The organism is Clostridium neuense (assembly GCF_045310695.1).
GTDB lineage: Bacteria > Bacillota > Clostridia > Clostridiales > Clostridiaceae > Clostridium_S > Clostridium_S neuense.
The window spans coordinates 139581-163644 of record NZ_JBJIAA010000008.1 but is presented as its reverse complement, the minus strand read 5'-3'; the positions used below and the strand labels follow the sequence as shown (position 1 = coordinate 163644).

The following is a 24064-nucleotide window of genomic DNA, read 5'->3' as shown; positions in this document are numbered from 1 at the left end:
AATCCGTCTAACTCTTTGAAATAAAGTAGTTCGGCGGATAGTTAATATTTATTTTCATCTTTTTTATAGTACAATATTCTGGAACTAATTAAAGAATAAGGAGATAGAATTACTTTAGTTAAACAACTACATTTATATTTCTCTATTTGTTATATCGATTTCTTTTAAATTATTTTCCTCTTCATAACCTTCTAATTCATCGTCAGTTATTTCTTCATACTCTACCTCATCGTCTACTATTTCAAAGAGCATACCGCTAAATGCAGAAATTTCAACTTTTAATTTAACTGCATCATCAATCTTTTCAATTTCGTATACTTCTTCTTCCTCTGAAATCGTACCACTATATTTATGCCAATTGCTGTGAAGAAGTAGTCTAGCTGACTTATCAGCTCCCAATGTCACACTGTAATTTTTCACATCTTTATCACTAAAATTAAAAATAGCCAGTAGTGCCTCTTCACCTGCATATCTCATAATAGCATAAATGCAATTATCATTTTGTTTGCAGTCTGCCCATTTAAAATTATCTGTATTGTAATCATCATGCAGTGCTTTATAATGAGCATAAATTTTATTCAAGCTTATCATATATTGATGGAAAGCACCGTGAATAGGAAACTTAAGAATCTCCCAATCTTGCTCTCTCTTTTCGTCCCATTCTCTTAATTGTCCTATCTCATTTGCCATGAAATTAAGCTTTTTGCCTGGATGCAGCAGCATATATAAATACATCGCTCTCGCTTGCGGAAACTTGTCATCATACTCTCCATTCATCTTTTGGAGTATTGTAGCCTTTCCATGAACCACCTCATCATGAGAAAGTGCCAAAATATATCTTTCATCATAAAAATACATCATAGAAAAGGTGAGCTTGTGATAATCCCTCGGACGATATTCCGGTGCTGTTTGAAAATACTCCAGAGTATCATGCATCCAGCCCAAGTCCCATTTATAGTCAAAGCCTAAGCCCCCCATCCAAACAGGTTTAGTAACTCCCTTGTAATGTGAAGAGTCCTCCGCAATGAGCATAGCTGTAGGATGAAGTCTTTTTAGTCCCTCATTCATAACCTTAAGAAATTCTATCGACTGTCCGTTTTCTCCTCTTCTTTCATCTCCCTGCCAATATATCATACGGCTTACAGCATCCATTCTAAGTCCATCAAAATGAAATTCTTTAAGCCAATAATTAGCTGCAGATTGTACAAAACATTTAGTTTCCCCTCTTGAATACATAAAGTTGCAACTGCCCCACTCGCTTGTACCAACATCCTTGCTTGGATATTCGTACAAACAGGTACCGTCATATTCCTTTAAGCCATATCCATCCACTGCAAAATGAACTGGCACAAAATCCAAAATTACGCCTATCCCAGCTTGATGTAATCTATCTATCATTACCTTTAACTCATCAGGATTTCCATACCTTGAGGTTGGTGAAAAAAAGCCAGTATTTTGATATCCCCAGGAACCATCAAAGGGATGCTCCGAAAGCGGCATTATCTCCACATGAGTATATCCATTTTCCCTAACATAATCAGCTATTAATTCTCCAATTTCAGAATAAGAATACCAGCCAGTTTCCTCTTCGGATTTCTTTTTCCAAGATCCCAAATGAAGCTCATATATGTTAAGTGGCCTGTCATAATTAACACTACGCTTGCTCATCCAATTATCATCATGAAAACGGTATGATTTTAAATCTGTAGTTATTGAGCACGCTCCTGGTCTTAGCTCCATAAAAAAGCCATAAGGATCGCAATGCTCCTGCCTTCTTCCATCGCTTCCATAAATGCAGTACTTATACATCATGCCATAATCTGCATCAACTCCACTTATAGAAAAAACTCCGCCTTCACCTTCCCTATTCATAGGTTGTTCCTTCCAGTCATTGAATTCCCCTATTATTGCAACCCCTCTAGCATTAGGTGCATAAGTACGGAAAGTAAACCTACCATTCTCCTTATGTGCTCCAAAATACTCATAGGCATCAAATACTTTTCCAGCATAAAAATCTTGAAAATTCATATTCTATTCCCCCTTGTGTCCCCCATAATTCGCTTTAATTTCTGTTATTTAAAATTATATCGTACATTTAAATCAAGTTTATTAGCCTAAACATAAAAATATTTGCAGGTTTATTTTACCATATTTTAACTACTGGTCCAAGTAGATTATTTGTCTTTAAAATAGTTACTCCTTACTCTTAAATTTGTATAAAAAAAACAGCTAAAAACGCATTAAGTATAGAATAAATTTCGTTCTTAGCTTTAATTTCTTTAAATACTGATAGAATTTATAAGTATATCAACAACCTCTTTTGCAATATCATCAGCTGTTACAACCTCGCCGGTAACAGGCAAATCTGTGCAGCTTATCCTTTGCAGCAGCCCCATAATGGTTTGAAAAATTAAACATCCAACTCTTACAGGCTCCAAATCTCTCCTTAGGGATTTATCTTCAATTCCCTTATCAATAGCTTCATTAAAAAAGTTGTTATCTTCAAAAATAAAATTCTTATACTTCGATTTTAAATCTTCATTAGAGTTGTTAGCTCCGTAATAAAAATCAAATAAAAATATGAACTTCATTTCCTCCTTGTATTCTTTAGCAAAGCTTATCCACGCATAGAGCATATTCTCTATCATTTCTTTTCCGCTTACTTTGTCGTTAGCCTTACCTTTTATAGCCTTTACCATATGCCTTAAAATGTTCATTTGAACTTCAAAAACTAGTTCATCCATTGATTTAAAGTGCTTATAAAAAGTAACCCTGCTTATGGAAGCTAAGGTACACACGTCTTTAACTTTAACATCAATAAAATTATATTTTAAAAACAGTTTTTTTCCTGCTTCTATAATTTCTTCACGATTCTTAATTCTAACTTTTTCATGCCACGAATCATTCATTCTAATGAGCCTCTTTCTTACAGGATTTATTTTTTCCAAAGGTTAAACCTATAGTTCCAATAAGGATTACAGCACCTAAAGCATATGGCAAATTAATATTTTTGTCAAACAAATTTCCAGCCATTACTGGTCCAATTATACCTCCCAAGCTGGTATACGTATTGCTAAGTCCTGAGACAAAACCTTGTTCATTGCCAGCTTCATTTGAAAGCATGGTATTCACGGTTGGTCTCAAAAATGAATTAAAAGCAAAAAATACAGCACTTACAGCTAAAAGATATATTAAATTTACCCTTACAAGCATGAGAACAAGGGCTGCTACTGACATAAGTAAAGACCATCTGATTAACTTATACTCTCCATAACGTTTTATTACTCTATCAATTAATCCTACTTGTACTACAATTCCAATAATCGCTCCCAAAGTAATTATTATGGAAATAACCTCTGAACTGAAGCCATACTTTTGTTTTACATACAGAGAATATATCGTTTCATAATTTTGTAACCCAAAGGTCATGACAAATATAAGTATTAAATATTTAAAATAGGAGCCATGAACGGAGCTAATAAGCTGTTTTATAGGAGTTTCCTGCTTCTTTGAAGCTTGTATTTGATTTCTCTTCTCCTTCGTAAGTGTTTCTGGCAATGCAAAAGTTAACAGGGTTGCAATTAAGCTCAAAAATGAAGCACAAAAATAAGGCACCCTAATTCCAAACCTCGCTATAAGTCCACCTAGTCCCGGTCCTAATACCATCCCTAAATTCATGGCAGCGCTAAAGTAGCCCATTCCCTTAGCACGAGTTTCTCTTGTAGTTGTATCTGCAACATAGGCAAGGTTAGAAGGAATCATGATGCCAAGTCCTATTCCTCCTATAAACCTTGCGATGTATAAAAGTATAAGTTCATGTGATATTGCAAATATGAAATCGGAAGCAACAGTAAGTGACATTCCGCATAGTATCATCTTTTTCCTTCCATATTTATCAGAAAGCTGACCACCTATAGGGGAAAAGATAAATTGAGCAGCTGCAAAAACAGCAACTAAATACCCTGCCGCAGAGCCTCCTTGGTTAAATTGCTTTAAGTAATCTGGCAAAATAGGCATTACCATTCCCTGTCCTATTATTGCAATGAATATATTGAGCATTAATATGTACAGTGGAAACATTTTTCCTTCATTTGAATTAGACATCTTTAATCTCTCCTTAGTTTACACAGTGTAAATAGTTTGCATCATGTAAACTATTGTACAATTATTTTGGAGCTTTGGCAATGGTATTGGATATGCTAGAATTGATTATAAAAAGCCTAACAGTTATTTATATTGCTAGACTTGTTTTAAAACATAATCTTTTTGTTTCTACTATGATCATTGAAATAAAATTTCTTGGAATTCATATAGAAATCAACAGCAAAGAGAAAAAGCACCCATCCAGCAATGATTAGTGCTTTTCTCTTGAATTAAATATTAATTTAAATTTTCATCCAATAGCCCTAAAACAAAATAAATGTTCTAGGTAATGCTTAGTGTTCTAGCACTAAGCATTTCTTATTTATATTATCTCAAATAGCATTTACACTTGCAAACACCTGAGTTTAATATGATTTTAGTATCTTCACCTTCAGTTATAAATTCTCCACCTTCAACTTTTTCTACATTATATATGTTCTTTAAAAGTAAATTCCAAGTACCATCTGTTCCTACTGATTCAACAAAAATTTCATTTCCCTTTTTTAATACTTCTACTTCAAGGACCACATTAGCTTTCATATCTATAATTTTAGTCTTTGCTTTACAATTGTCTTTTAGCTCATATGCTAAAACTGATACATTGTCTCTATAGTTATAATCTGGTTTTGAATTTTCGCATCCTACAGCAATTAAGCTGTTTTCCTTTACCATCATTGGAACGCTCAAGTAACCATGTTTTTCTCTAATCCATCTGCCACCTTCATATTTTTCACCACTTATGAAGTTAGTCCAGTTACCTTCTGGCAAATAGTAATTAGCTTCCCCTTCATCATTAAAAATAGGTGCAACTAATATTGAATCTCCAAGCATATACTGCTTATCTAAATATCTGCAATTTAAATCATCTTGGAACTCCAAAGCCATAGCTCGCATAGTTGGAATACCTGTTTTTGAAGCATTATTTGCTATGTTATACAAATACGGCATTATGCTGCATTTTAATTTAGTGAAGAATCTAACTACATCACAGGCTTCGTCATCATAAAGCCATGGTACTCTATATGAGTTACTTCCATGAAGTCTACTATGAGAGGATAATAATCCAAATGCTACCCATCTCTTATAGACATCTGCTGTGGATGTGCTTTCAAATCCACCTATATCGTGGCTCCAAAATCCAAATCCAGACATACAAAGAGAGAGTCCTCCTCTTAAGCTTTCTGCCATTGATTCATAATTTGCCTCACAGTCTCCACCCCAATGCACTGGAAATTGTTGTCCTCCAGCTGTTGCTGATCTTGCAAATAAAACTGCCTCATCCTCTCCTACGTTCTCTTTGAGGGTATTAAACACTACACTATTATAAATTTGAGTATAATAATTATGCATTTTAAGTGGATCTGATCCATCAAAATAAGCTACTTCTGTTGGTATGCGTTCACCAAAATCAGTCTTGAAGCAATCTACACCCATATCAATTAATTCTTTAAGTTTAGATGAATACCATTTACATGCAGCTGGATTTGTAAAATCAACTATACCCATTGCTGGCTGCCACATATCCCACTGCCATACATCTCCATTAGGTTTCTTTATTAAATATCCATTTTTCACACCTTCATCAAATAGTTTTGATTCCTGTGCAATATATGGGTTAATCCAAACACAGATTTTAAGACCTTTTGCCTTTAATCTCCCAAGCATTTCTTTTGGCTCTGGAAACACTCTATTATCCCATTCAAAATTGCACCAATTAAAATCCTTCATCCAAAAGCAGTCAAAATGGAATACTCTAAGCGGAATATCCCTTTCTGCCATACCATCAATAAAACTATTCACAGTTGCTTCATCGTAATTTGTGGTAAAAGATGTCGTTAACCATAATCCGAAGGACCAAGCTGGTGGTAATGCTGGCTTTCCAGTTAAAGCTGTATAGTTTTTAATAACTTCTTTCATTGATTCTCCACCAATTATAAAGTAGTCTAAATATTCACCTTCCACACTAAATTGAACTTTAGTAACCTTTTCTGATCCTACTTCAAAGGATACTTTTTCTGGATGATTTACAAATACTCCATAACCCTTATTAGATATATAAAAAGGAATGTTTTTATATGCTTGTTCAGTACTTGTGCCTCCATCTTCATTCCATATATCTATGCTTTGCCCATTTTTCACTAATGGAGAAAATCTTTCACCTAATCCATAAACTAATTCTCCTACAGATAATTGAAGTTGTTCCCTCATAAAAATGCCAGTTTCAGGCACCTTTAAAAAATCCTTTTCTTCATAAGTATTTATATATGCTAAGCTTTTATTCCTACTTGAAGTTAATTTTTTATCTCCTTTATAAAAATCGATTTGAAACAAATCTTTATTTATAACCGCTTTTAGCTTTCCTGACTTAAATACAATATCCTTTTCATTATTTGCAATTACAACTTTAACATCCTTGTCCTTATAAATTTCAAAATTAGGAGATCTCTTTTGTCCACCCATAAAATGATATGCTCTTACCCTTATTACATTTTCCACAGGTGCTGAAATTTTATATGTTATAACCGGTCCTCCAAGAGTGTCACCTCTATGATTAATTTTATTACAAGGTGCATATAATTTTAGAACATCATCTTCAATTTTACTACTATACACTTCTTGAGGACTAAATACTCTATATCCGGGTTTATTTAACCAACAACCATTGCTAAATTTCATATTAACTCACTCCTCGTTTTTTATTCCTCTCATATTTTGTTATCTAAATATATAGACAACTTGGTAATTTCAATCTTTCAACTTGTTCATCTATAATAAAATATAGTTACCCTTTTACAGACCCAGCTGAAACGCCTCCAACAATATACTTTTGTCCTAATATAAATACAATTAAGACAGGAAGCAGCGTTAACATAATATCCGCACTAACCAAATTCCAGGAATTTTCAAATGCTCCAAAGAAATTGTAAACTGCTAATGTCATTGGCCATTTTGATGAGTTATTTAAATAATATAGTGGCATACTAAAGTCATTCCATACAGCCATAAAATTTAAAACAAATAATGTTGAAATAATTGGTTTTAACAATGGCAAGATTATTTTTACAAATAATTTAATTGGTCCACACCCATCAATAACAGCAGCCTCATCAATTTCTCGAGGAATTGTTGAAATAAATCCATATGATAAAAATAGACTAAGAGGTATATTAATGGCAGCATAAACAAGGATAATACCTATTCTTGTATTTACAAGTCTTAGTACCTGCAAAACTTTCATTAATGCAACATTATTAATTGGTATTGCTATACCGGCAACAATAAAATAATAAATAAAATTATTTATTCCCTTACGGTTTCTTGCAATAACAAAGGCTGCTGCTGATACTAATATTACAATAATTAAAACGCTAACTGTAGAATATAAAAGACTATTAAAAAAAGATGATATTAGTTTTCCTTGTTCAATTACTGTTTTATAGTTTTGGAACACCCATTCTTTCGGTAAAGATAGAGACATTTTATTAGATTCACCCTGTGTCTTAAATGAATTAAGAAATAAAACCACCATTGGTATTAACACTAAAAGACTTATAAATACTGCAATAATATTTGCTATTACACTTCCAATAGATTTTTTTAGTTTACCCATTATGCATTTGCCTCCTTGTTCTCCATAGATTTCATAATAAAATATAGTAAGAATAATAAAGCAAAAAATAAGATACTAGATAATGTAGTTCCCATTGCATAGTTACCTTTAGAAAATTCTTTATACACTGCTGTATTAATTACGCCTGTGGCATTACCTGGACCACCATTTGTTAAAGAATAAATCATATCAAATACTCTAAACCCATATGTTACATTTAATACTGTTACATTTATAATAACCGGTTTTAATAATGGCAATGTAATCGAGCGAAATTTTTGCCAGCAATTAGCGCCATCAATATTAGCTGCCTCATAATAGTCATTAGAGATAGACAATAATCCTGCAATAACAACAACCATTATGTATCCTACACCTTTCCAGGTATCTACTGACATTACAACTGGAAAAACAATTTTCAAATCTGTTAACCAATTCTTAGATAAAAAGCTTAAGCCTACAGAATTTAGAAAGTTATTTACAAAACCTGTTTGAGGCTGTAGTAAACTTTTAAAAACAAGTCCTACTACTAAGAAAGACATTACTTGAGGAGAAAATACAACCATTCTGTGAAAATTTTTAAACTTGATTATCTTCTGAGTTAATAATAAAGACAATGCTAATCCGATTATTGTTTTCAATGCTGTTGTTATTATAGTGAATATAAATGTATTCCATATATATAACCGATACTCTGGTTTACCTTTAAACACTTCTATATAATTTTTAAGTCCAACAAAATTAATTTTATCTGTAAAGCTATTCCAATCTGTAAATGAATAATATATTCCAATAATTCCTGGTAAAAAACAAAGTAAGAAAAATATTAATAATGCGCCACTTGTAAAATACCATGGATACAATTTTTTTCTATCCATTTAAATCCTCCTCCTTTTAGTATAGATAGACACCTTTAACTTGAAAACTACAAATTTTATAATTATCCTGATAAACTGGAATTTGAAGCAGAGTAGAGAGTAAGGAGTAGAGAGTAGAGTGATGGTTGATTTACCTTTCGTTTTACTCAGGTAAATCTTAGAACTTAATAGTGTCAGCTTCGCTGAATAATATGCTTTAAGCGCATTGCGCGCATTAAGTTTTAGATTTTTCGAAGCATAGCGGAGAAAAATCATCCTTCACTCTACTCTCTACTCCCTACTCTCTACTCTTCTTTTCAAATTCCAGTTTTACAGGATAAAGCTTGTATTATTGATTTCAATCTTTCATGTTGTCTATTATTTCCAGTGTGGATCCTTCTCCAATTTAGCCTGCTCTGTACGTCTGTCCATAATTGATTTTAAAACCTGTTTTGGAGTCATTGCTCCGGTATACATAGCCTCTAAATCTTTACCAACATCCATCCATTGTTGATTAATATATTTAACTCCTACCTGCATAACCATTCCCTTTTTTAAGGAATTAATGTATGCTTGATCTTCCTTAGAATATCTTGATTTGATTTCTGGCCAACATACTTCTGATAAGCCTGGTTGTCCATCTAAACGTTTTTGTAAATTCTCATGTCTGGCTAAGAAATCAAAGAATTCCTCTGCTTCTTTTATATGTTTTCCATTTTTATTTATAAAATATCCATTACTTGATGGGTTTACACCAATTGCTTGATTATCTCCCCAAGGCATTACAAAAATCCCAAGCTTACTAATATCGAAATTTGGGAAGTCAGCTTTTACTTCATTTCTCCAGGCTGGTTCCGCTATAAACATGGCCGCTTTTTCTTTTGCTATTGCTTCCTTTGCATTTTCAACTGAATTACTCAAGTAATCCTTTCCATAAAAGCCTAAGTTAGCACATTCTTTTAGCTCGTTAATAATAGTTTGTAATTCAGGTATAGAATCTAAGTCAACTTCATTTTTGTTAAGTTTGTTATATAAATTTGGATGCTTTTCTTGGTACATAGCTCCTGTTTCAAATAAAGGAAGAACTTGATGCCAACCATTTTGAGTACCTTCAAAAATTGGAGTAACCCCTGAATCTTTTATTTTTTGACATACATTTTTAAATTCTTGGTAATTAGTAGGAACTTTTAATCCTAACTTGCTAAATATCTCTTTATTGTATACGTAAAAATACATTTTCTTGCCTGGAAAAGTAATAGCATACACTTTTTTATTTAAAGAAACTGAAGGTATAACGTTAGGATCCAATCGCTTTACCCATTTCTCTTTTGTCAAATCTACGCAATACTTATCTGCATGAACATTTGTCTCTATACTCAAAGGATCCGTATCTGCACAAAAAATATCTGGTGCTTCTCCAGAATCTAATTTTACTTTTAATAAATCTCTCCACTGTGCATCAGGTGAAATTTGAAAATCAACTTTAATTCCCGTTTCCTTTTGAAAATCTTTCGCTAATTTCTGTACAATTCCAGAGGTTGGAAGTCCAGATTGATGAGACCCAAAGGTTAATGTTACTGAACTCTCACTACTTGATGCATTTTTATTATCTCCCCCACTATTGCTACTTCCACATCCCGTCAAAACACTTCCTACTAATGCAGTCATACAAATAGCGCTAATTAGTTTTACTAAACGTTTACTCATTAATTATTCCCCCATTAATTATTTTTTGATAAGCTTTACATTGGCTATATATTTATGATATCATTTAGTCTATTAGTTAAACATAGATAAAAAAGAACTCTGTTTTGCACTTTTTTGAACATTATTATATAATGTGTTTTAAAAAAGGGGGATTATAAATTGCGTTATTCTCAAAGAATTTATTTATTCTTTATTTACGGATTATTAGTATTATCCTTGCTATCCATATTTTTTGTTTGCTATTATCACTTCTATAGTAATAATATTTATAGAACTGCTAAAACAAAATCTGAAACTATATGTGCTTCTATTCACAAATCGGTATCTAACGAATTAGATAATATGTCTACAATCTCCATGAATATTGTATATTCCAATGCTATAAAGAAGAACTTTACTAGCTTTATAAACAATAATACAAGCAAAGTTAATCCTGAGGACTTTATACAATCTAGAGAAAACGTTTTATCCATATATGATATTATTACTGCTATCATTGGTACCTTCCAGTCGGCAAGTCAAGTTAATCTTTATACTGAAAATGGAGTATGCATTGGTTCTGGTTTTTTTCAGGGAGTAATAAATGTAAATTTGAATTCTATTCCCTGGTATAATGAAACATTAAACAAGAATGGAGAAAAGAACATTTTTCTTACTGATAAATTGTCATACGCTCCAAGCAAAATTGAAGATATATACAATCATCGTTATCTTTCACTTTCTAGAGTGTTTTTTAATGGCATCAATGAACCGGAAGGAATCGTTGAAGTTTTGCAAGACTGCAATACTGTATTTTCTTTAATTTCCGAATTGAAAGAAAAGAATCCTTCTACATCTTTTTATGTGTATAATGAAAACAACAAATTGGTTTATCCATATTCAACTACTTCAGACAACAGTATAAACTATACAGATGCTATAAAAAAGCATAATTTATCCCCGTCAGTCGGCTATTTTATTAATATTGACAACAAACATAATGTGCTAATGACTTATCAAAAAATCGATTCATATGATTGGACAATCATTACCGTTGAACCAAAAGATGTTGTATTTAAATCACTACATTCCTTTAATGAAAGCTTTATCATTATAGCTATTATTTCAATTATTTTAACATTACTTTTATGCTTCATTATTTCAAGTAGATTAACTCATCCTCTCAGCACTTTAACTAATGCTACAAAAATGGTAACTATAGATAGAGTTTTAAATAAAAATGCAACTATACTACCTCCTATTAGTAGTAACATACTTGAAATTTCAGAGTTATATGAATCATTCTTAGACATGTATGATAAGCTAAGAGATTCCTCTCATGAAGTTTTGTTATCAAGATCGGAAGAAACTCGTGCAAAGCTTAGAGCAACCCAATCTCTTATTAATCCTCACTTTTTATATAATAGCTTAACAAACATAAGTATTATGGCTGAAGAAAATATGAATGATGAAATCGTAAACATTTGTCATGCACTGTGTGATTATTTTCGCTATATTACATCATATAATGAAACCGTCGTCCCATTATCCAAGGAAATATCTTACACAGAAAAGTATATTGAATGTATGCAAATGCGCTATGGTAACGATTTTATCTATAATTCAGATATAAATGAAGCAACAAAGGAAATTCTAATTCCAAAGCTAATTGTTCAGCCTATTGTAGAAAATGCATTTAAGCATGGATTTAATTCATCACCTCCTTGGAGCTTAAACATAAAATCTTCTATTACTAATGATAATAAGTGGTGCATTCATATTGAAGATAATGGTGGGTGTCTTAGCAATGAAAAAAAAGAAAAATTATTATCTACATTCCATAATTTAGATAACAATCAAGAGTTAAAATCATTAAAAATTGGAGGAATGGGACTTAAAAATGTATATTTAAGATTACAACTCTTATATAATACTGAAACTATATTTTCTATTGATAATTCTAAAAGTGGCAAAACAATTTTTACAATTGGAGGCCCGATTTACTTAAGTAAGGAGGATTTTTATGAACAACACACACACTTATAAACTTATTGTAGTTGAAGATGAGCACCTTATAAGACGAAACATAATAAAAAAAATAAATTCCTTGTCTCTTCCTTTTGAAATAATTGGAGAAGCTAGTAACGGAGAGATTGCCATATCCCTTATAGAACAATTATGTCCACCTGTAATTATCACAGATATAAAAATGCCCCAATTGGATGGCTTACAGTTAATAAAATATCTTCATAAAAATCATCCACATACAAAAACTATAGTGTTAAGTGGTTATGATGACTTTAGCTATGCTCAAACAGCATTAAAATATGGAGTTAAGGATTTTTTATTAAAGCCTATTAAACTAAATGAACTCAGTGCTGCCCTGCAAAATATCCTCGTTATACTTGAATCCGAAGATAAGGAAATATCCTCCTTTGCAATTGACCATAATAATTTGAAACCTGAAAATTTAAGTCAACTGCTTGAAAATTATTTGCTCAATAATTACGCAACCATAACATCTATAACTGAAGTTTCACAAAAATTTGGTTTTACAAACGAATATTTAAGTAAAATTTTTAAAAAGTATACTGGAGTAACTCCTCTAAAATACATAACTAGAATTCGTATTAATGAGGCTAAACAGCTTTTAATCAATCAACCTGATTTAGAAATAAAAGAAATAGGTGAGCTGATTGGTTATAAAGATGCCTTTTACTTTAGTAGAGTATTTAAATCAAATGTAGGAGTTTATCCTAGTGATTATAGAATGAAACATTTAAGTATAAGACCATAAATCCATTTAGAAAATCGCACATTCAAATATAGATAAACAAGCTAAAATCTTAAAATCGCTGATGTTAAAACTTTACAAGTAATATTTTGGGCGCTTTAATCAGTTGACAATGAACAGAGGACAATTGACAGTTATGGTTGATTTACCTTTCGTTTCACTCAGGTAAATCTTAAAACTTAATAGTTTCAGCTGCGCTGAACACTATGTTCTAAGCGTTTTGCGCGCATTAAGTTTTAGATTTTCCGAAGCACAGCGGAGAAAAATCATCCTTCACTCTACTCTCTACTCTGCTTTCCAAATTCCAGTTTAATACGATTAACTTGGTACTAACTAGCAATTTCAACCCTTCAACTTATCTATCTATAATCAGGAGCTATCACACTAAAAATTATATATTAAATAATTATTAGCGTCCCAGCTCTTAGCCTTATTTTAAAATTATTCTTGACTCATTTTCACTGTAGTTTCCATTAAGCTCCAATGCCCCAGCTTGTATTTTAAGAGCAACATTTTCCTTTGGTACATCATTAAACTCTGCAATATACCCCTCATTAGTTTCCTCTATACTTTGAACCAAACTTCCAGAACTAGTATACAAACCATAGTTTAAAAGCATATTAAATAGCTGTTTTTTATCATTGCCTTTAAAATAAACATAGAGTTTATTTCTCTTTCTTTCAATCTTATAAATTTCAGCTTTATTTCCGTTTTTAAAAGTAACATTTTTCGTATAGGTTACACCAACTTTTTCCTCTTTAGGAAGCTTATCTAACTCCTTTTGCTGCTCATCTGCAAGCTTATCCATTTCAGTTTTGGTCATTTTATCATAAACATCTTTATTTTGATACTCCACAAGTGAAATGTTTTTAGAGTTTTTAACAGCATTATAATCCATATTCTCCATAAATGTAAGCTTAGTGCATTTTTCATCACCAATTGACGCACCAATAATTGGGTAAAGCTTATTATCCATCTTCAAGCAATAACTCTTTCCATTTGACACCGATGTTAACCAATTATCACTACTTATAGCAACTACATTTTTATTGATTTCTATATGTTTTATATTAGCTTCTAAAGCTTTAGACATGGTTACATCTTTTTCAATAGCAGCGTCAAAGTTCTTTGAAAAATCCACCTTCATATTCCAGGTCATAGTTTTCTTAAAAGCATCACTAAAAGCTTTAATCGTAAAATCTCCCTTTCTTTTAAATTCTTTGTCCTGCATTAAGTCTATAACTCTAATTGTTGTATTTTTATCAGTATCCTTATAGCCTCCAGTTGAACCAGTACTCATTTCTCCGTTAAAACCAGAATCAAAAAAAATCAAAGGTCTTTTTGACTCACTCCATTTATCACTATATTGAATTTTTAAAGTTGCCTTTACTAAATGCTTTGTACCTATTAAATTATCCAAGGTTATTTTTATGCCGTTCTCCTCATAGGTTTTTCCTATATAAACAGACTGATCTAAATATTCACTTTTAAAACCAAGGGTTTCATAAAGGTTATTAAATGTAGGAATTGCATCAGCACATACTTTCCTTACATTTGGAACTAACATTGCAGATATTAAGAGTACAGCTACCGCTGCTGCAAATACATTTCTTTTGCTCTTTTCCTTTACAATTTTTTTTCTTAGCCTCTTTTTAAGCTGTTCCTTCTCCTTCTTGGAAAACTCTATATCTATGGAGTTAAACTCTTCTAAATTCACATTTTTATAACTATTCATTATAAACCCTCCTAGAAAATACTTGCTTTAACTTCTTTTTAAGTCTAAGCAACCTATTGCTCACAGCACCTTTACTTATACCTAGGCTGCTGCTTATTTCTTCCAAACTTTCGTCTTTAAAATACCGCCTTACAATTATATCTTTACTGCTCTCGTCTAATCCTTCTATACTATTTCTTAATTCTTCTCTTTCCAGTTTTTTCCTCACTTCTTCAAAAGCATTATCATCAGCACTATAATTAAAGTCCTCCTTTAGTTCTAGTCTAAAGCTGTGCCTTTTTTCTTTTCTTAAAATATCTATTGCCTGCCTTTTAGTTATAACAGCAAACCATTTATCAAAATTTTCATCATCTTTAAAAGACACTATATTATCCCAAATTTTAAGTAAAACATCATTAACACATTCTTCACTAAGCTCTCTGTTATTTAAGACGCTGTAGCTTACCTTTAGTGCTAAATCAGAATAGTTGTCCACTAAATAATCTAAGGCTTTCAAATCCCTGTGTCTTAAGCCACTAATAAAATTTTTTTTATCTATCATCTCTTTCATCCCTTCTAAAGGTACCTTCATATATATTAACGCATAAAATATTAAAATCTCTCTTATAATTTAAAATTGGACTTTGAAAATAGTTTTTATTATACTATAGATAAATAACATTAAAGATTGAAATTGATAATTCCAAGTTTATCCTGTTAAACTGGAAATTGCGAAGTAACAATTTTAGGAGGCGATTTTATTGATAAGCTTTACTTGTGATTACACCGAGGGTGCATACCCTAAAATATTAGAAAAACTAGCTACAACAAACTTCGACCAAACAGAAGGTTACAGCGAAGATGAATATTGCAGGGCCGCTGCTCGTATAATTAAAGAAAAATGCGGCTGTACAAATATAGATGTACACTTTCTTGTAGGAGGAACTCAAACTAATCTTACAGTTATTGCAGCTGCCCTTAGACCATATCAAGGTGCAGTAGCCGCAGCAACCGGTCATATTAACACTCATGAAACTGGTGCCATAGAAGCAACGGGGCACAAGGTTCTCACCCTAAAAAGCAGCGATGGAAAAATAACTGCAAAACAAGTACAGGAGCTTTATGACAGCCATTACAATGAAGATGGTCCTGAACACACAGTGCAACCTAAATTAGTATACATATCCAACCCAACTGAAATAGGAACTATTTATTCTAGAGCTGAACTAGAAGCTTTAAGTGAAACCTGCAAAAAGAATAATCTTCTTTTATATATGGATGGAGCCCGTTTAGGATATGCTTTGTGCTCAGAAAAAAATGACTTAGATTTGCCTACCATAACTAAGCTCTGTGATGCTTTTTATATTGGCGGAACTAAAGTTGGAGCTTTGTTTGGCGAGGCTGTAGTAATTCGAAACGAAAGTTTAAAAGAAGACTTTAGATACTTAATTAAACAAAAGGGCGGAATGCTTGCAAAGGGAAGGCTATTAGGCATACAATTTCAGACTTTGTTTGAAGATGACGCATATTTTAAAATATCAGAGCATGCAGATAAACTAGCTATGCTTATAAGAAAGGCCTGTATAGAAAAAGGATATTCCTTCCTTTCTGACTCATACACTAATCAGCAGTTCCCTATTATGCCAGATGCTGTACTGGAAAAGCTAAAAGAGAATTTTCTATATTCTTACTGGCAGAGAATTGACGAAAGCCACAGTGCTGTGCGCTTTTGCACAAGTTGGGCAACAAAAGAAGAAAATGTGTTAAAATTAATAGATGCAATAAAAACAATATAAGGAAGTGAATTAATTATGTTTTTGGCTAATGTAGTAAGCTCCATGCAAAGATTGTAAAGCATGAAGGGTTTTTGCCTGGAGCGAAATTAACTCATGTTTTATTCAGTCTTTGCTTCTTCATTTATAAATTAAATGTAGAATGGAGCGAGACTTATGAAATATGAAAAAGCAGAAAATATACTGCCTCAAAGTATAATTGAGATAATTCAAAAATATACCGATGGCGGATATATCTATATACCCAGAAAAGATAGTAATAAAAAATCCTGGGGAGAAAATACTGAGACAAAAAAATATCTAAAAACAAGAGATGAGGAAATTTTTAACAAGTACCTTCTAGGAGTACCTGTTAAAACCCTATCCAATCAGTACTTCTTAACAGAAAGCAGTATTAGAAGAATTATTAGAAAACAAAAAAGCGACTAATTTTAATCATATAGATAAACAACATAGGCACGGAGGAATTTTTTCCTTGCATTGCCGTGGAAGCGAAAGAATATTTCTTCAGCATTATTCTTTCGCATTTTACTTATAGATATCAGAAAACTCAATATTAATATTTTGAACATTTGACTCCCCTGCAAAATCCACATTACCCTTCACATTTTCTTCCTCTGGAATAACCTTTGCAGGCAAGCATATTACAAACTCTGTACCTTCGCCGTATTTACTTTTCACCTTTATGGTTCCCTCATGGAGCTCCACTAAAGCCTTAACTATAGTTAGGCCTATACCGCTGCCTTCATGACTTCTACTTAGTAAGGGATCTATTTGCTTAAACCTCTTAAAAAGCTGGGATAATTTTTCTTCCGGAATGCCTATGCCCGTATCCCTTACAGCTATAGTAACCTGATTTTCCTCAACATATAAAGCAACGTAAATTATATCACCTGTTTTCGTGAATTTAACAGCATTTGAAATTAAATTAAGTAAAATTCTCTCTAGCTTTTCTGCATCAAAGGCCATAACTTTTTCCTCTTCATTGGTATCAAATATAATGGTCCTTGACATATTCTGTACATACTCTGCCGTTGACTGTGTTATTTCCTCTGCAACCTCCACTATATTTTGATTACTTAAATTCAAGTTCATAAACCCAGAGTCAATTTTCGTTATATCAATTAGATTATTTACAAGACGCACCAGCCTATAGCAATTTTGTTTTATTCCTCCTGTATAACCCCTTATTTTATCTGTATTTAAGTTATCCCCTTTACCTATGAGAACATCAAACAACTGAACCGTAGAAAAAATAATATTTAAAGGAGTTCTTAATTCATGAGACATATTTGCAATAAACTCTGTTTTTAATTTATCATACTGCAAAGTTTTTTCTACCAAGCTCTTATTTTCTGCCATCATATTATTAAAGCTGCTTGCTAGTATTGCTATCTCATCCTTGCCATCTACACTGCAGTGCACTGTCAAATCACCCTTGCCCGCAGCCTCTATACAGTCCTTCAATTCATTGATAGGCTTAATAAAATTATTAGCTATTAATACAGCTGCAATTCCTGCAATAATAATTATTACAATGCCAGCAGCTATTGACATTATAAAGGTTGATTTATATGAAGAATTTAGCTCATCATAATTAACTGCAGTTATTATATACCAGCGCCAAGGTGCGAAATACTCATAATACGCTACCTTTTTAACACCATTATGAGTAGTGTATTCAATCGTTCCGTTGTCACTTGAAAGTATCTTCCTTACAAGATGCTTGTGTCTTGTAGCATGCCTTTTATTTTCAAATGGATGAATAATTGTCTTACCATCAGAGTCTATAATATACGAATAGCCGGTTTTTCCTAGTTTTATATTGCTTAGGGTTTTCTCTAAGTAATTGTTGAGAATTTTATTTCCTACACCTATGGCCCCTATAACCTTTTTATCTTTATCTAAAAGTGGCTTTATCCGTGTTACATAAGCAATACCATTTATTAAAATATCACCAGTATATTCTTTATCATTAATTATCTTTTTGTATATATCAGAACTACTTAGTATATACGTACCTATTAATTTTTTATCCTTCTCAGAAATTGTACTAGATACCCTTACAAGCTTATTTTCATGCAGTAAAAATATAGTTGCAGCAGTACCTGTAGACTGCTTAAGTTCATCAACTATTGAATTGTTTAAAGATATCCTCTGATTTCCAGCATATAAAACTGGCAGCTTAAACTCTCCAACTTTTACGTTTTCATTATAATTTATTTTTAAATTATCCAGCTTACTTAATATTAAACTTGCAAAATTAGAATCACCATAAGATTTTTCCTTAAGCAGCTCATTTCTTACACTAAGAGTTGTTTCAATTGATTCTGTAAGCCGTCTGTTTTTTTCATTTATCTCGCTTAAGAACTCATTATGTGCCTTTAACGCAACTAAAACACCCAGTATACTTATGGTAAATATAATTAAAACTAAATAGCTGATAATAAGCTTGTACTTTATCCTCATACACAACACTTCTTCCTTAGTTATATATATATCATATTATATCGTATTTAAAATTCTTATCCTATATATGATCTTAAACATTACAGAATTATTTATACCCTTGAGAAACCAACGTATTACATGGTATCATTCATACATATATTACAAAAAGGAAGTAAACAAATCATGAGTATTTTAACAGTTGAAAATATGAGCCATTACTTTGGCGATAGAGCGTTATTTAAAAATGCAGCCTTCAGATTATTAAAGGGGGAGCATATTGGTCTTATTGGTGCTAATGGGGCAGGCAAATCCACCTTCATGAAGCTTATCACCGGTGAGCTTTTACCAGACAGCGGTACAATTAAATGGAATAAAAAATTCAGCATTGGCTATATGGATCAGCATGCTAGTTTAAAAAAAGGAACCACTGCCCTTGATACCTTAAAAAGTGCATTTTCAAAATTATTTAATATAGAGCAAGAAATAAATAATCTCTGCAATAAGCTTGGAGCTATGGATGAAAATAAACTTTCAAAGGCACTTGATAAGCTCTCAAAATTGCAGGATACCCTGGACAAAAACGACTTTTACAGCATAAACTCAAAAATACAAGCAACCGCCGCAGGTCTTGGTATTAGGGAACTTTTAGATAAGGATGTTGCAGCTTTAAGCGGCGGTCAAAGGACCAAACTTTTACTTGCTAAGCTTTTACTTGAGACACCAGATATTCTACTGCTAGATGAACCTACCAATCACCTCGATGAAGAACATATAGAGTGGTTAAAAAGCTATTTAATAAATTATGAAAACGCCTTTATATTAATATCCCATGATAACAGCTTTTTAAACAGTGTAGTAAATGTAGTTTACCAGCTTGAACATAAAACTTTAACAAGATACAATGGAAACTATAATTACTTTCTAAAGCTTTATGAAATAAAAAAGCAGCAGCTTCAAATTGAGTACAAAGAGCAGCAGCATGAAATTGAAAAGCTTGAAGAATATATAAGAAAAAACAAAGTACGAACAGCAACTGCAAAGCAAGCTAAATCAAGAGAGAAAAAGTTAAATAAGATTGAAAGAATAGAAATTAAAAAGAATATAATAAAGCCTCACTTTGACTTTAAAAGTGCGAAAATGCCAGAAAGTATAATTTTCAAGACTAGCGATTTAGTTATAGGCTACAGTGCTCCTTTGAGCAAACCTTTGAATTTAAAAATGAAGAGAGGTCAAAAGCTTGCAATAACCGGAGCTAATGGCTTAGGCAAAACAACTCTTTTAAAGAGCCTACTTGGACTATTACAGCCTATAAACGGTAAAGTAATCCTAAGCGATTATAAAAAAATAGGCTACTTTGAACAGGAAATTACCACTACCAGTACCAATACAGTTTTATATGAAATGTGGAATACCTTTCCAGGCTTAACCCAAACTGAGGTAAGAAGTGCTCTCGCTAAATGCGGACTGACAAGGCAACATATAGACAGTCCTATTAATATATTAAGTGGAGGAGAACAGGCTAAAGTTAGACTATGCAAGCTCATAAACAAGCCAACTAATATACTGATTTTAGATGAACCAACTAATCACCTAGACATATACGCAAAAGACGAGCTAAAACGTGCTTTAAAGGAATACACTGGCAGCATAATTCTGGTATGCCATGAGCCAGAATTTTATGAAGATATAGTGACAGAAGTTTGGAATTGTGAAAAATGGACAGTTAAAAATTCTTACTAAAATCCATAGTTAAAAATAAAGGAACTTTGTGTATTTACTTATACTCCAAGTTCCTTTTGTTTGCCCTTTTAATTAATACATAATTCCTTAACATTATGCAGACAATATGTACATTAAAGCCAATTTGAAAGGTAGGTGGAAACCTGTAGGGCTATATTATAGATAGACAACTTGGAATATTAAAATTAGCTGAATTCTGTTTTGGAACATGTTGGTTATATGAACATATATCAGTTGACATCTGAGAGAAGCGAAAGATAAATCATCCTTAACTGTCAATTGTCCTCTATCCATTGTCAACTGGTTAAGTCTTGCAAAATATTACTTGTAAAATTATAACATCAGCTATTTTAAGCTTTCAGCTTGTTTATCTATAATAAGCAGGAAAATTATGAGTGAAAAAGTTCTAGAAAATAAAAGAAGGTCTTTGTTTAGAATTATAGTAATTTCTACTGCGGCAATCGTATTTGTACCTATACTGTATTCAGGAATCTACCTAAGTGCTTTCTGGAACCCTTATGGAAAATTCTACAATGTTCCTGTAGCATTTGTTAATTTGGATAAGCCTATTGTAAAAAATGGCAAGCGATATAATATAGGAAAAGATATAGAAAATAATCTCAGAAAAAATAACAGCATTGGCTGGAAATTTGTAAGCCTAAATGAAGCCAAAAAAGGTGTGAATGGCACATCTTATTATGCAGCGGTTATAATACCAGAAGATTTTTCTCAAAAAATTTCTGCGGCTGCGGGAGGTAATCTTACAAGGCCAATTTTACTTTATGAAGCAAACAAAGGGAAAAATTTTGTATTTGCTCAGGTATCTGAAAGAGCTGCAGAAAGTATTAAAGCAGAGATTGCTTCAAGCATACAAGAACAAACTGTAAAAGCACTAGCTAGCAGCTTATATGATGTTAAAAATTCACTTTTAACAGCAAGCAATGGTGCAAACGCACTGCAGAACGGGACAGAAAAGCTGCTTACTGGTTCAAGGCAATTAAGTACCGGACTCACAGCTGCCGCAAATGGTGCAAATCAACTTCAGAATGGATTAAAGCAAGCTTCTGCAGGTGAAGCTCAACTATCAACAGGAATTGATTCCTTAACAAATGGATTAAATCAATTTAAAAATGGATTAACACAAAACGCAGGAAGCCTCACGCAATTGGTAAACGGAGCTAACGCAGTATCAAATGGAGTATCTACTATAGCCTCAGTAGCAAACAATGCTAACGTTTCTCAAAACCTAGCCTCTGCTGCAAATGGCATAGTACAAATCAAAACTGCCTTAAGTCAGGCAGCTTCAATTTTAGCTTCTTCTAGTGATCCTCAAAGTATTGCTCAAGCTCAAGGTATATTAAATGGATTAATAAATACCATTAATACTAATAATCTAGAAGGGAACCTAAGAACCGCTGCCGGCAATGCAAGAATATTAACAAGCAGCCTAAATCAATTAAGCACAGTAGCAAAACAGGTGGCAGCAGGAACAAACACGCTTTCAAGCACACTTGCCACAAATCAAAAAAATGCTGTCTCAGGAATTAACCAGCTTATTGATGGAGCAAACAAACTTAAATCCGGAAGCCAAGGCTTAACTAATGGTTTAAATACAGCAACTCAAAACACAGGAAGTCTAGCTTCAGGGCTTACTAGCTTAAATACTGGAGCATCGGATTTAACTAACGGCATTAGTGCAGCAAATAGTGGAGCCACAAAGCTAAAGGATGGCTTAAGCAGCGGATATACTACCATGAGCAGTAATTTAAAATTCAGCGTAGAAAATATATCAAGCTTTGTAACTAATCCTCTGACTTTATCCGATGTATCAATAAACTCGGTTCCTTATTACGGTCAAGGACTTGCGCCATATTTTATTTCACTTTCACTTTGGCTAGGTGCAATGCTTATGAACCTAATAATCTCTCTAACAAAACTATCTAAAATAATTGAATATAAGTTTTTCAAAACTTACACAGGAGTATTTTTAGTAGGCTCAGCTCTCGTTATGCTGCAGTCAGTTATTTTAAGTTTTGTGCTTGTTAATGCTTTAGGTCTCAGCCCTTCAAACCTAGCTTTGTTTTATCTTGAAAACATGTTTATATCGGTAGTTTTTTTCAGCATAATGTATGGAGTATCCTATGCTATTGGAATAATTGGCACTCCAATAATCTTCATATTATTTATACTTCAACTGGCATCTTCTGGAGGAACCTTTCCTATAGAAACTGCCCCAAGCTTTTTTAGGGCTATTTCACCATTCTTCCCTATGACCTACACAGTTGAAGGGCTTAGAATGATAATAAGCGGTATAAATGCTTCAAGATTAACTCAAATAACCATTTTTCTTATCATATTTATGCTTATATTCCTTCTAGGTGGATTTATAATTAACAGAACATTTAAGGGCTTAAAAACCATTAAAGCAGAAGATGACTAAGCTGCTGCCCTTTCCCAATCTAGCACTTGAAAGAACTCTTAAAATAAACTAAGGGAAGCCACTAAAAATGACTTCCCTTAAAAATATGGTAGTTAGAAAATTTGCTTATATAAGAATATTGCAACAATACTTGCTGCTATTGGTGCTACTACAGGAATCCATGCATATGCCCATTCAGACTTCCCCTTATTTTCAAGCGGCAAAAGTGAATGTACAATACGTGGTCCTAAATCTCTGGCAGGATTTAATCCAGGTCCAGTTGGTCCTCCTAAAGATGTAACTAAGGAACAAACAAGAAAACCAAGTCCAACATATCCTACTGAAGGTGTAATTTTTACTGCACTTGAATTAAGTATAAACATTGCACCTAAAACTAATAAAAATGTACCAAAAAATTCTGTAACAAAGCCATTTACATAACTTCCTGATGCTGATATTGTAGAACATGTACCAAGAATACTCGCAACATCCTCTGTTTTTTTATAAAACGGAAGATAAACGAAGTAAAGAATAACTTGTCCAATTATAGCTCCAACCATCTGAGCTAATATGTATGGTAAAACTTCTGACCAAGGAAAGAGCCCATTTATAGCCATTCCTATTGTCATAGCTGGATTTGTGTGACTTCCACTAATTTTACTAAACATTAAAGCTGGAATCATAACACCAACTCCATAACCAATAGCAACAATAATCCATCCATTACGATAACCTTTTGTTCCTTTTAATTCTACATTAGCGACAGCACCATTACCAAATAATATTAAAATTGCTGTACCAATCATTTCACAAACCATTCTTACAGCCAAACTATAATGCATTAATACCAATCCCTT

At 32.6% G+C, this 24064-nt stretch carries 18 protein-coding genes; 7 read left to right on the top strand and 11 right to left on the bottom strand.

Annotated elements, in window-relative coordinates; translation table 11 throughout:
• Positions 1 to 132 precede the first annotated feature (132 nt).
• The 3 genes from glgB to ACJDT4_RS11170 form a co-directional block, all read right to left on the bottom strand.
• Positions 133 to 2028 (bottom strand): 1,4-alpha-glucan branching protein GlgB, encoded by a 1896-nt coding sequence (glgB, locus tag ACJDT4_RS11180; RefSeq protein ID WP_406787650.1) that lies wholly within the window; start codon positions 2026 to 2028, stop codon positions 133 to 135.
• Between the two features lie 251 nt (positions 2029 to 2279).
• Complete coding sequence (locus ACJDT4_RS11175) at positions 2280 to 2909, bottom strand: TetR/AcrR family transcriptional regulator (RefSeq protein WP_406787649.1); 630 nt, start codon at positions 2907 to 2909, stop codon at positions 2280 to 2282.
• A 1-nt stretch (position 2910) separates the two neighbouring features.
• A complete protein-coding gene (locus ACJDT4_RS11170; RefSeq protein WP_406787648.1) occupies positions 2911 to 4104 on the bottom strand; it encodes an MFS transporter in 1194 nt (397 codons plus the stop codon).
• A gap of 80 nt (positions 4105 to 4184) precedes the next feature.
• On the opposite strand from ACJDT4_RS11170, the gene ACJDT4_RS11165 reads away from it, so the two are divergent.
• Positions 4185 to 4358, top strand: a complete 174-nt coding sequence (locus tag ACJDT4_RS11165) for a hypothetical protein (protein ID WP_406787723.1) — start codon at positions 4185 to 4187, stop codon at positions 4356 to 4358.
• A gap of 112 nt (positions 4359 to 4470) precedes the next feature.
• Here ACJDT4_RS11165 and yicI read toward each other — a convergent pair whose 3' ends face one another.
• The 4 genes from yicI to ACJDT4_RS11145 all read right to left on the bottom strand — a co-directional run bounded on the left by yicI (position 4471) and on the right by ACJDT4_RS11145 (position 10317).
• Complete coding sequence (gene yicI / locus ACJDT4_RS11160) at positions 4471 to 6819, bottom strand: alpha-xylosidase (protein ID WP_406787647.1); 2349 nt, start codon at positions 6817 to 6819, stop codon at positions 4471 to 4473.
• Positions 6820 to 6925: 106 nt separating this feature from the next.
• Positions 6926 to 7753 carry a carbohydrate ABC transporter permease gene (locus tag ACJDT4_RS11155; protein WP_406787646.1) on the bottom strand — a complete coding sequence of 276 codons (828 nt, stop codon included), beginning with the start codon at positions 7751 to 7753 and terminating at the stop codon, positions 6926 to 6928.
• On the bottom strand, positions 7753 to 8631 hold the full coding sequence (locus ACJDT4_RS11150) for a carbohydrate ABC transporter permease (RefSeq protein WP_406787645.1): 879 nt from the start codon (positions 8629 to 8631) through the stop codon (positions 7753 to 7755). The genes ACJDT4_RS11155 and ACJDT4_RS11150 overlap by 1 nt, the downstream gene beginning before the upstream one ends.
• Before the next feature lie 357 nt (positions 8632 to 8988).
• Entirely contained in the window at positions 8989 to 10317 is a 1329-nt protein-coding gene (locus ACJDT4_RS11145; RefSeq protein ID WP_406787644.1) for an ABC transporter substrate-binding protein, read from the bottom strand.
• A gap of 159 nt (positions 10318 to 10476) precedes the next feature.
• Between ACJDT4_RS11145 and ACJDT4_RS11140 the strand changes: the two genes are divergently transcribed.
• Positions 10477 to 12342, top strand: coding sequence for a sensor histidine kinase (locus ACJDT4_RS11140; protein WP_406787643.1), 1866 nt, complete (start codon positions 10477 to 10479; stop codon positions 12340 to 12342).
• Positions 12320 to 13093, top strand: a complete 774-nt coding sequence (locus ACJDT4_RS11135) for a response regulator transcription factor (protein ID WP_406787642.1) — start codon at positions 12320 to 12322, stop codon at positions 13091 to 13093. Before ACJDT4_RS11140 ends, ACJDT4_RS11135 begins: the two co-directional genes overlap by 23 nt.
• 427 nt (positions 13094 to 13520) lie before the next feature.
• Here ACJDT4_RS11135 and ACJDT4_RS11130 read toward each other — a convergent pair whose 3' ends face one another.
• Together ACJDT4_RS11130 and ACJDT4_RS11125 are read right to left on the bottom strand one after the other, a co-directional pair.
• Entirely contained in the window at positions 13521 to 14825 is a 1305-nt protein-coding gene (locus ACJDT4_RS11130) for a DUF4179 domain-containing protein (protein ID WP_406787641.1), read from the bottom strand.
• On the bottom strand, positions 14818 to 15366 hold the full coding sequence (locus tag ACJDT4_RS11125; protein WP_406787640.1) for a sigma-70 family RNA polymerase sigma factor: 549 nt from the start codon (positions 15364 to 15366) through the stop codon (positions 14818 to 14820). Before ACJDT4_RS11125 ends, ACJDT4_RS11130 begins: the two co-directional genes overlap by 8 nt.
• 199 nt (positions 15367 to 15565) lie before the next feature.
• On the opposite strand from ACJDT4_RS11125, the gene ACJDT4_RS11120 reads away from it, so the two are divergent.
• Both ACJDT4_RS11120 and ACJDT4_RS11115 read left to right on the top strand, forming a co-directional pair.
• Positions 15566 to 16600, top strand: coding sequence for a threonine aldolase family protein (locus ACJDT4_RS11120; RefSeq protein WP_406787639.1), 1035 nt, complete (start codon positions 15566 to 15568; stop codon positions 16598 to 16600).
• Positions 16601 to 16753: 153 nt separating this feature from the next.
• Complete coding sequence (locus ACJDT4_RS11115) at positions 16754 to 17026, top strand: CD3324 family protein (RefSeq protein ID WP_406787638.1); 273 nt, start codon at positions 16754 to 16756, stop codon at positions 17024 to 17026.
• Between the two features lie 99 nt (positions 17027 to 17125).
• On the opposite strand, the gene ACJDT4_RS11110 is transcribed toward ACJDT4_RS11115, so the two are convergent.
• On the bottom strand, positions 17126 to 19066 hold the full coding sequence (locus ACJDT4_RS11110) for a Cache 3/Cache 2 fusion domain-containing protein (RefSeq protein WP_406787637.1): 1941 nt from the start codon (positions 19064 to 19066) through the stop codon (positions 17126 to 17128).
• 165 nt (positions 19067 to 19231) lie between these two features.
• Here ACJDT4_RS11110 and ACJDT4_RS11105 point away from each other — a divergent pair, with 165 nt between their 5' ends.
• A complete protein-coding gene (locus ACJDT4_RS11105; RefSeq protein ID WP_406787636.1) occupies positions 19232 to 20788 on the top strand; it encodes an ABC-F family ATP-binding cassette domain-containing protein in 1557 nt (518 codons plus the stop codon).
• A gap of 391 nt (positions 20789 to 21179) precedes the next feature.
• A complete protein-coding gene (locus tag ACJDT4_RS11100) occupies positions 21180 to 23228 on the top strand; it encodes a YhgE/Pip family protein (RefSeq protein ID WP_406787635.1) in 2049 nt (682 codons plus the stop codon).
• A gap of 92 nt (positions 23229 to 23320) precedes the next feature.
• On the opposite strand, the gene ACJDT4_RS11095 is transcribed toward ACJDT4_RS11100, so the two are convergent.
• Positions 23321 to 24049: an MIP/aquaporin family protein gene (locus tag ACJDT4_RS11095; RefSeq protein ID WP_406787634.1), complete on the bottom strand. Its 729-nt coding sequence runs from the start codon at positions 24047 to 24049 to the stop codon at positions 23321 to 23323.
• Between the last annotated feature and the right edge of the window lie 15 nt (positions 24050 to 24064).

Excerpts from the sequence above, each read along its gene's own strand:
- ACJDT4_RS11095 (WP_406787634.1), bottom strand. The coding sequence starts at position 24,049 with ATGCATTATAGTTTGGCTGTAAGAATGGTTTGTGAAATGATTGGTACA.
- ACJDT4_RS11105 (WP_406787636.1), top strand. The coding sequence starts at position 19,232 with ATGAGTATTTTAACAGTTGAAAATATGAGCCATTACTTTGGCGATAGA.
- ACJDT4_RS11125 (WP_406787640.1), bottom strand. The coding sequence starts at position 15,366 with ATGATAGATAAAAAAAATTTTATTAGTGGCTTAAGACACAGGGATTTG.
- ACJDT4_RS11145 (WP_406787644.1), bottom strand. The coding sequence starts at position 10,317 with ATGAGTAAACGTTTAGTAAAACTAATTAGCGCTATTTGTATGACTGCA.
- ACJDT4_RS11170 (WP_406787648.1), bottom strand. The coding sequence starts at position 4,104 with ATGTCTAATTCAAATGAAGGAAAAATGTTTCCACTGTACATATTAATG.
- glgB (WP_406787650.1), bottom strand. The coding sequence starts at position 2,028 with ATGAATTTTCAAGATTTTTATGCTGGAAAAGTATTTGATGCCTATGAG.
- ACJDT4_RS11115 (WP_406787638.1), top strand. The coding sequence starts at position 16,754 with ATGAAATATGAAAAAGCAGAAAATATACTGCCTCAAAGTATAATTGAG.
- yicI (WP_406787647.1), bottom strand. The coding sequence starts at position 6,819 with ATGAAATTTAGCAATGGTTGTTGGTTAAATAAACCCGGATATAGAGTA.
- ACJDT4_RS11135 (WP_406787642.1), top strand. The coding sequence starts at position 12,320 with ATGAACAACACACACACTTATAAACTTATTGTAGTTGAAGATGAGCAC.
- ACJDT4_RS11155 (WP_406787646.1), bottom strand. The coding sequence starts at position 7,753 with ATGGGTAAACTAAAAAAATCTATTGGAAGTGTAATAGCAAATATTATT.
- ACJDT4_RS11150 (WP_406787645.1), bottom strand. The coding sequence starts at position 8,631 with ATGGATAGAAAAAAATTGTATCCATGGTATTTTACAAGTGGCGCATTA.
- ACJDT4_RS11100 (WP_406787635.1), top strand. The coding sequence starts at position 21,180 with ATGAGTGAAAAAGTTCTAGAAAATAAAAGAAGGTCTTTGTTTAGAATT.
- ACJDT4_RS11130 (WP_406787641.1), bottom strand. The coding sequence starts at position 14,825 with ATGAATAGTTATAAAAATGTGAATTTAGAAGAGTTTAACTCCATAGAT.
- ACJDT4_RS11165 (WP_406787723.1), top strand. The coding sequence starts at position 4,185 with ATGGTATTGGATATGCTAGAATTGATTATAAAAAGCCTAACAGTTATT.
- ACJDT4_RS11110 (WP_406787637.1), bottom strand. The coding sequence starts at position 19,066 with ATGAGGATAAAGTACAAGCTTATTATCAGCTATTTAGTTTTAATTATA.
- ACJDT4_RS11175 (WP_406787649.1), bottom strand. The coding sequence starts at position 2,909 with ATGAATGATTCGTGGCATGAAAAAGTTAGAATTAAGAATCGTGAAGAA.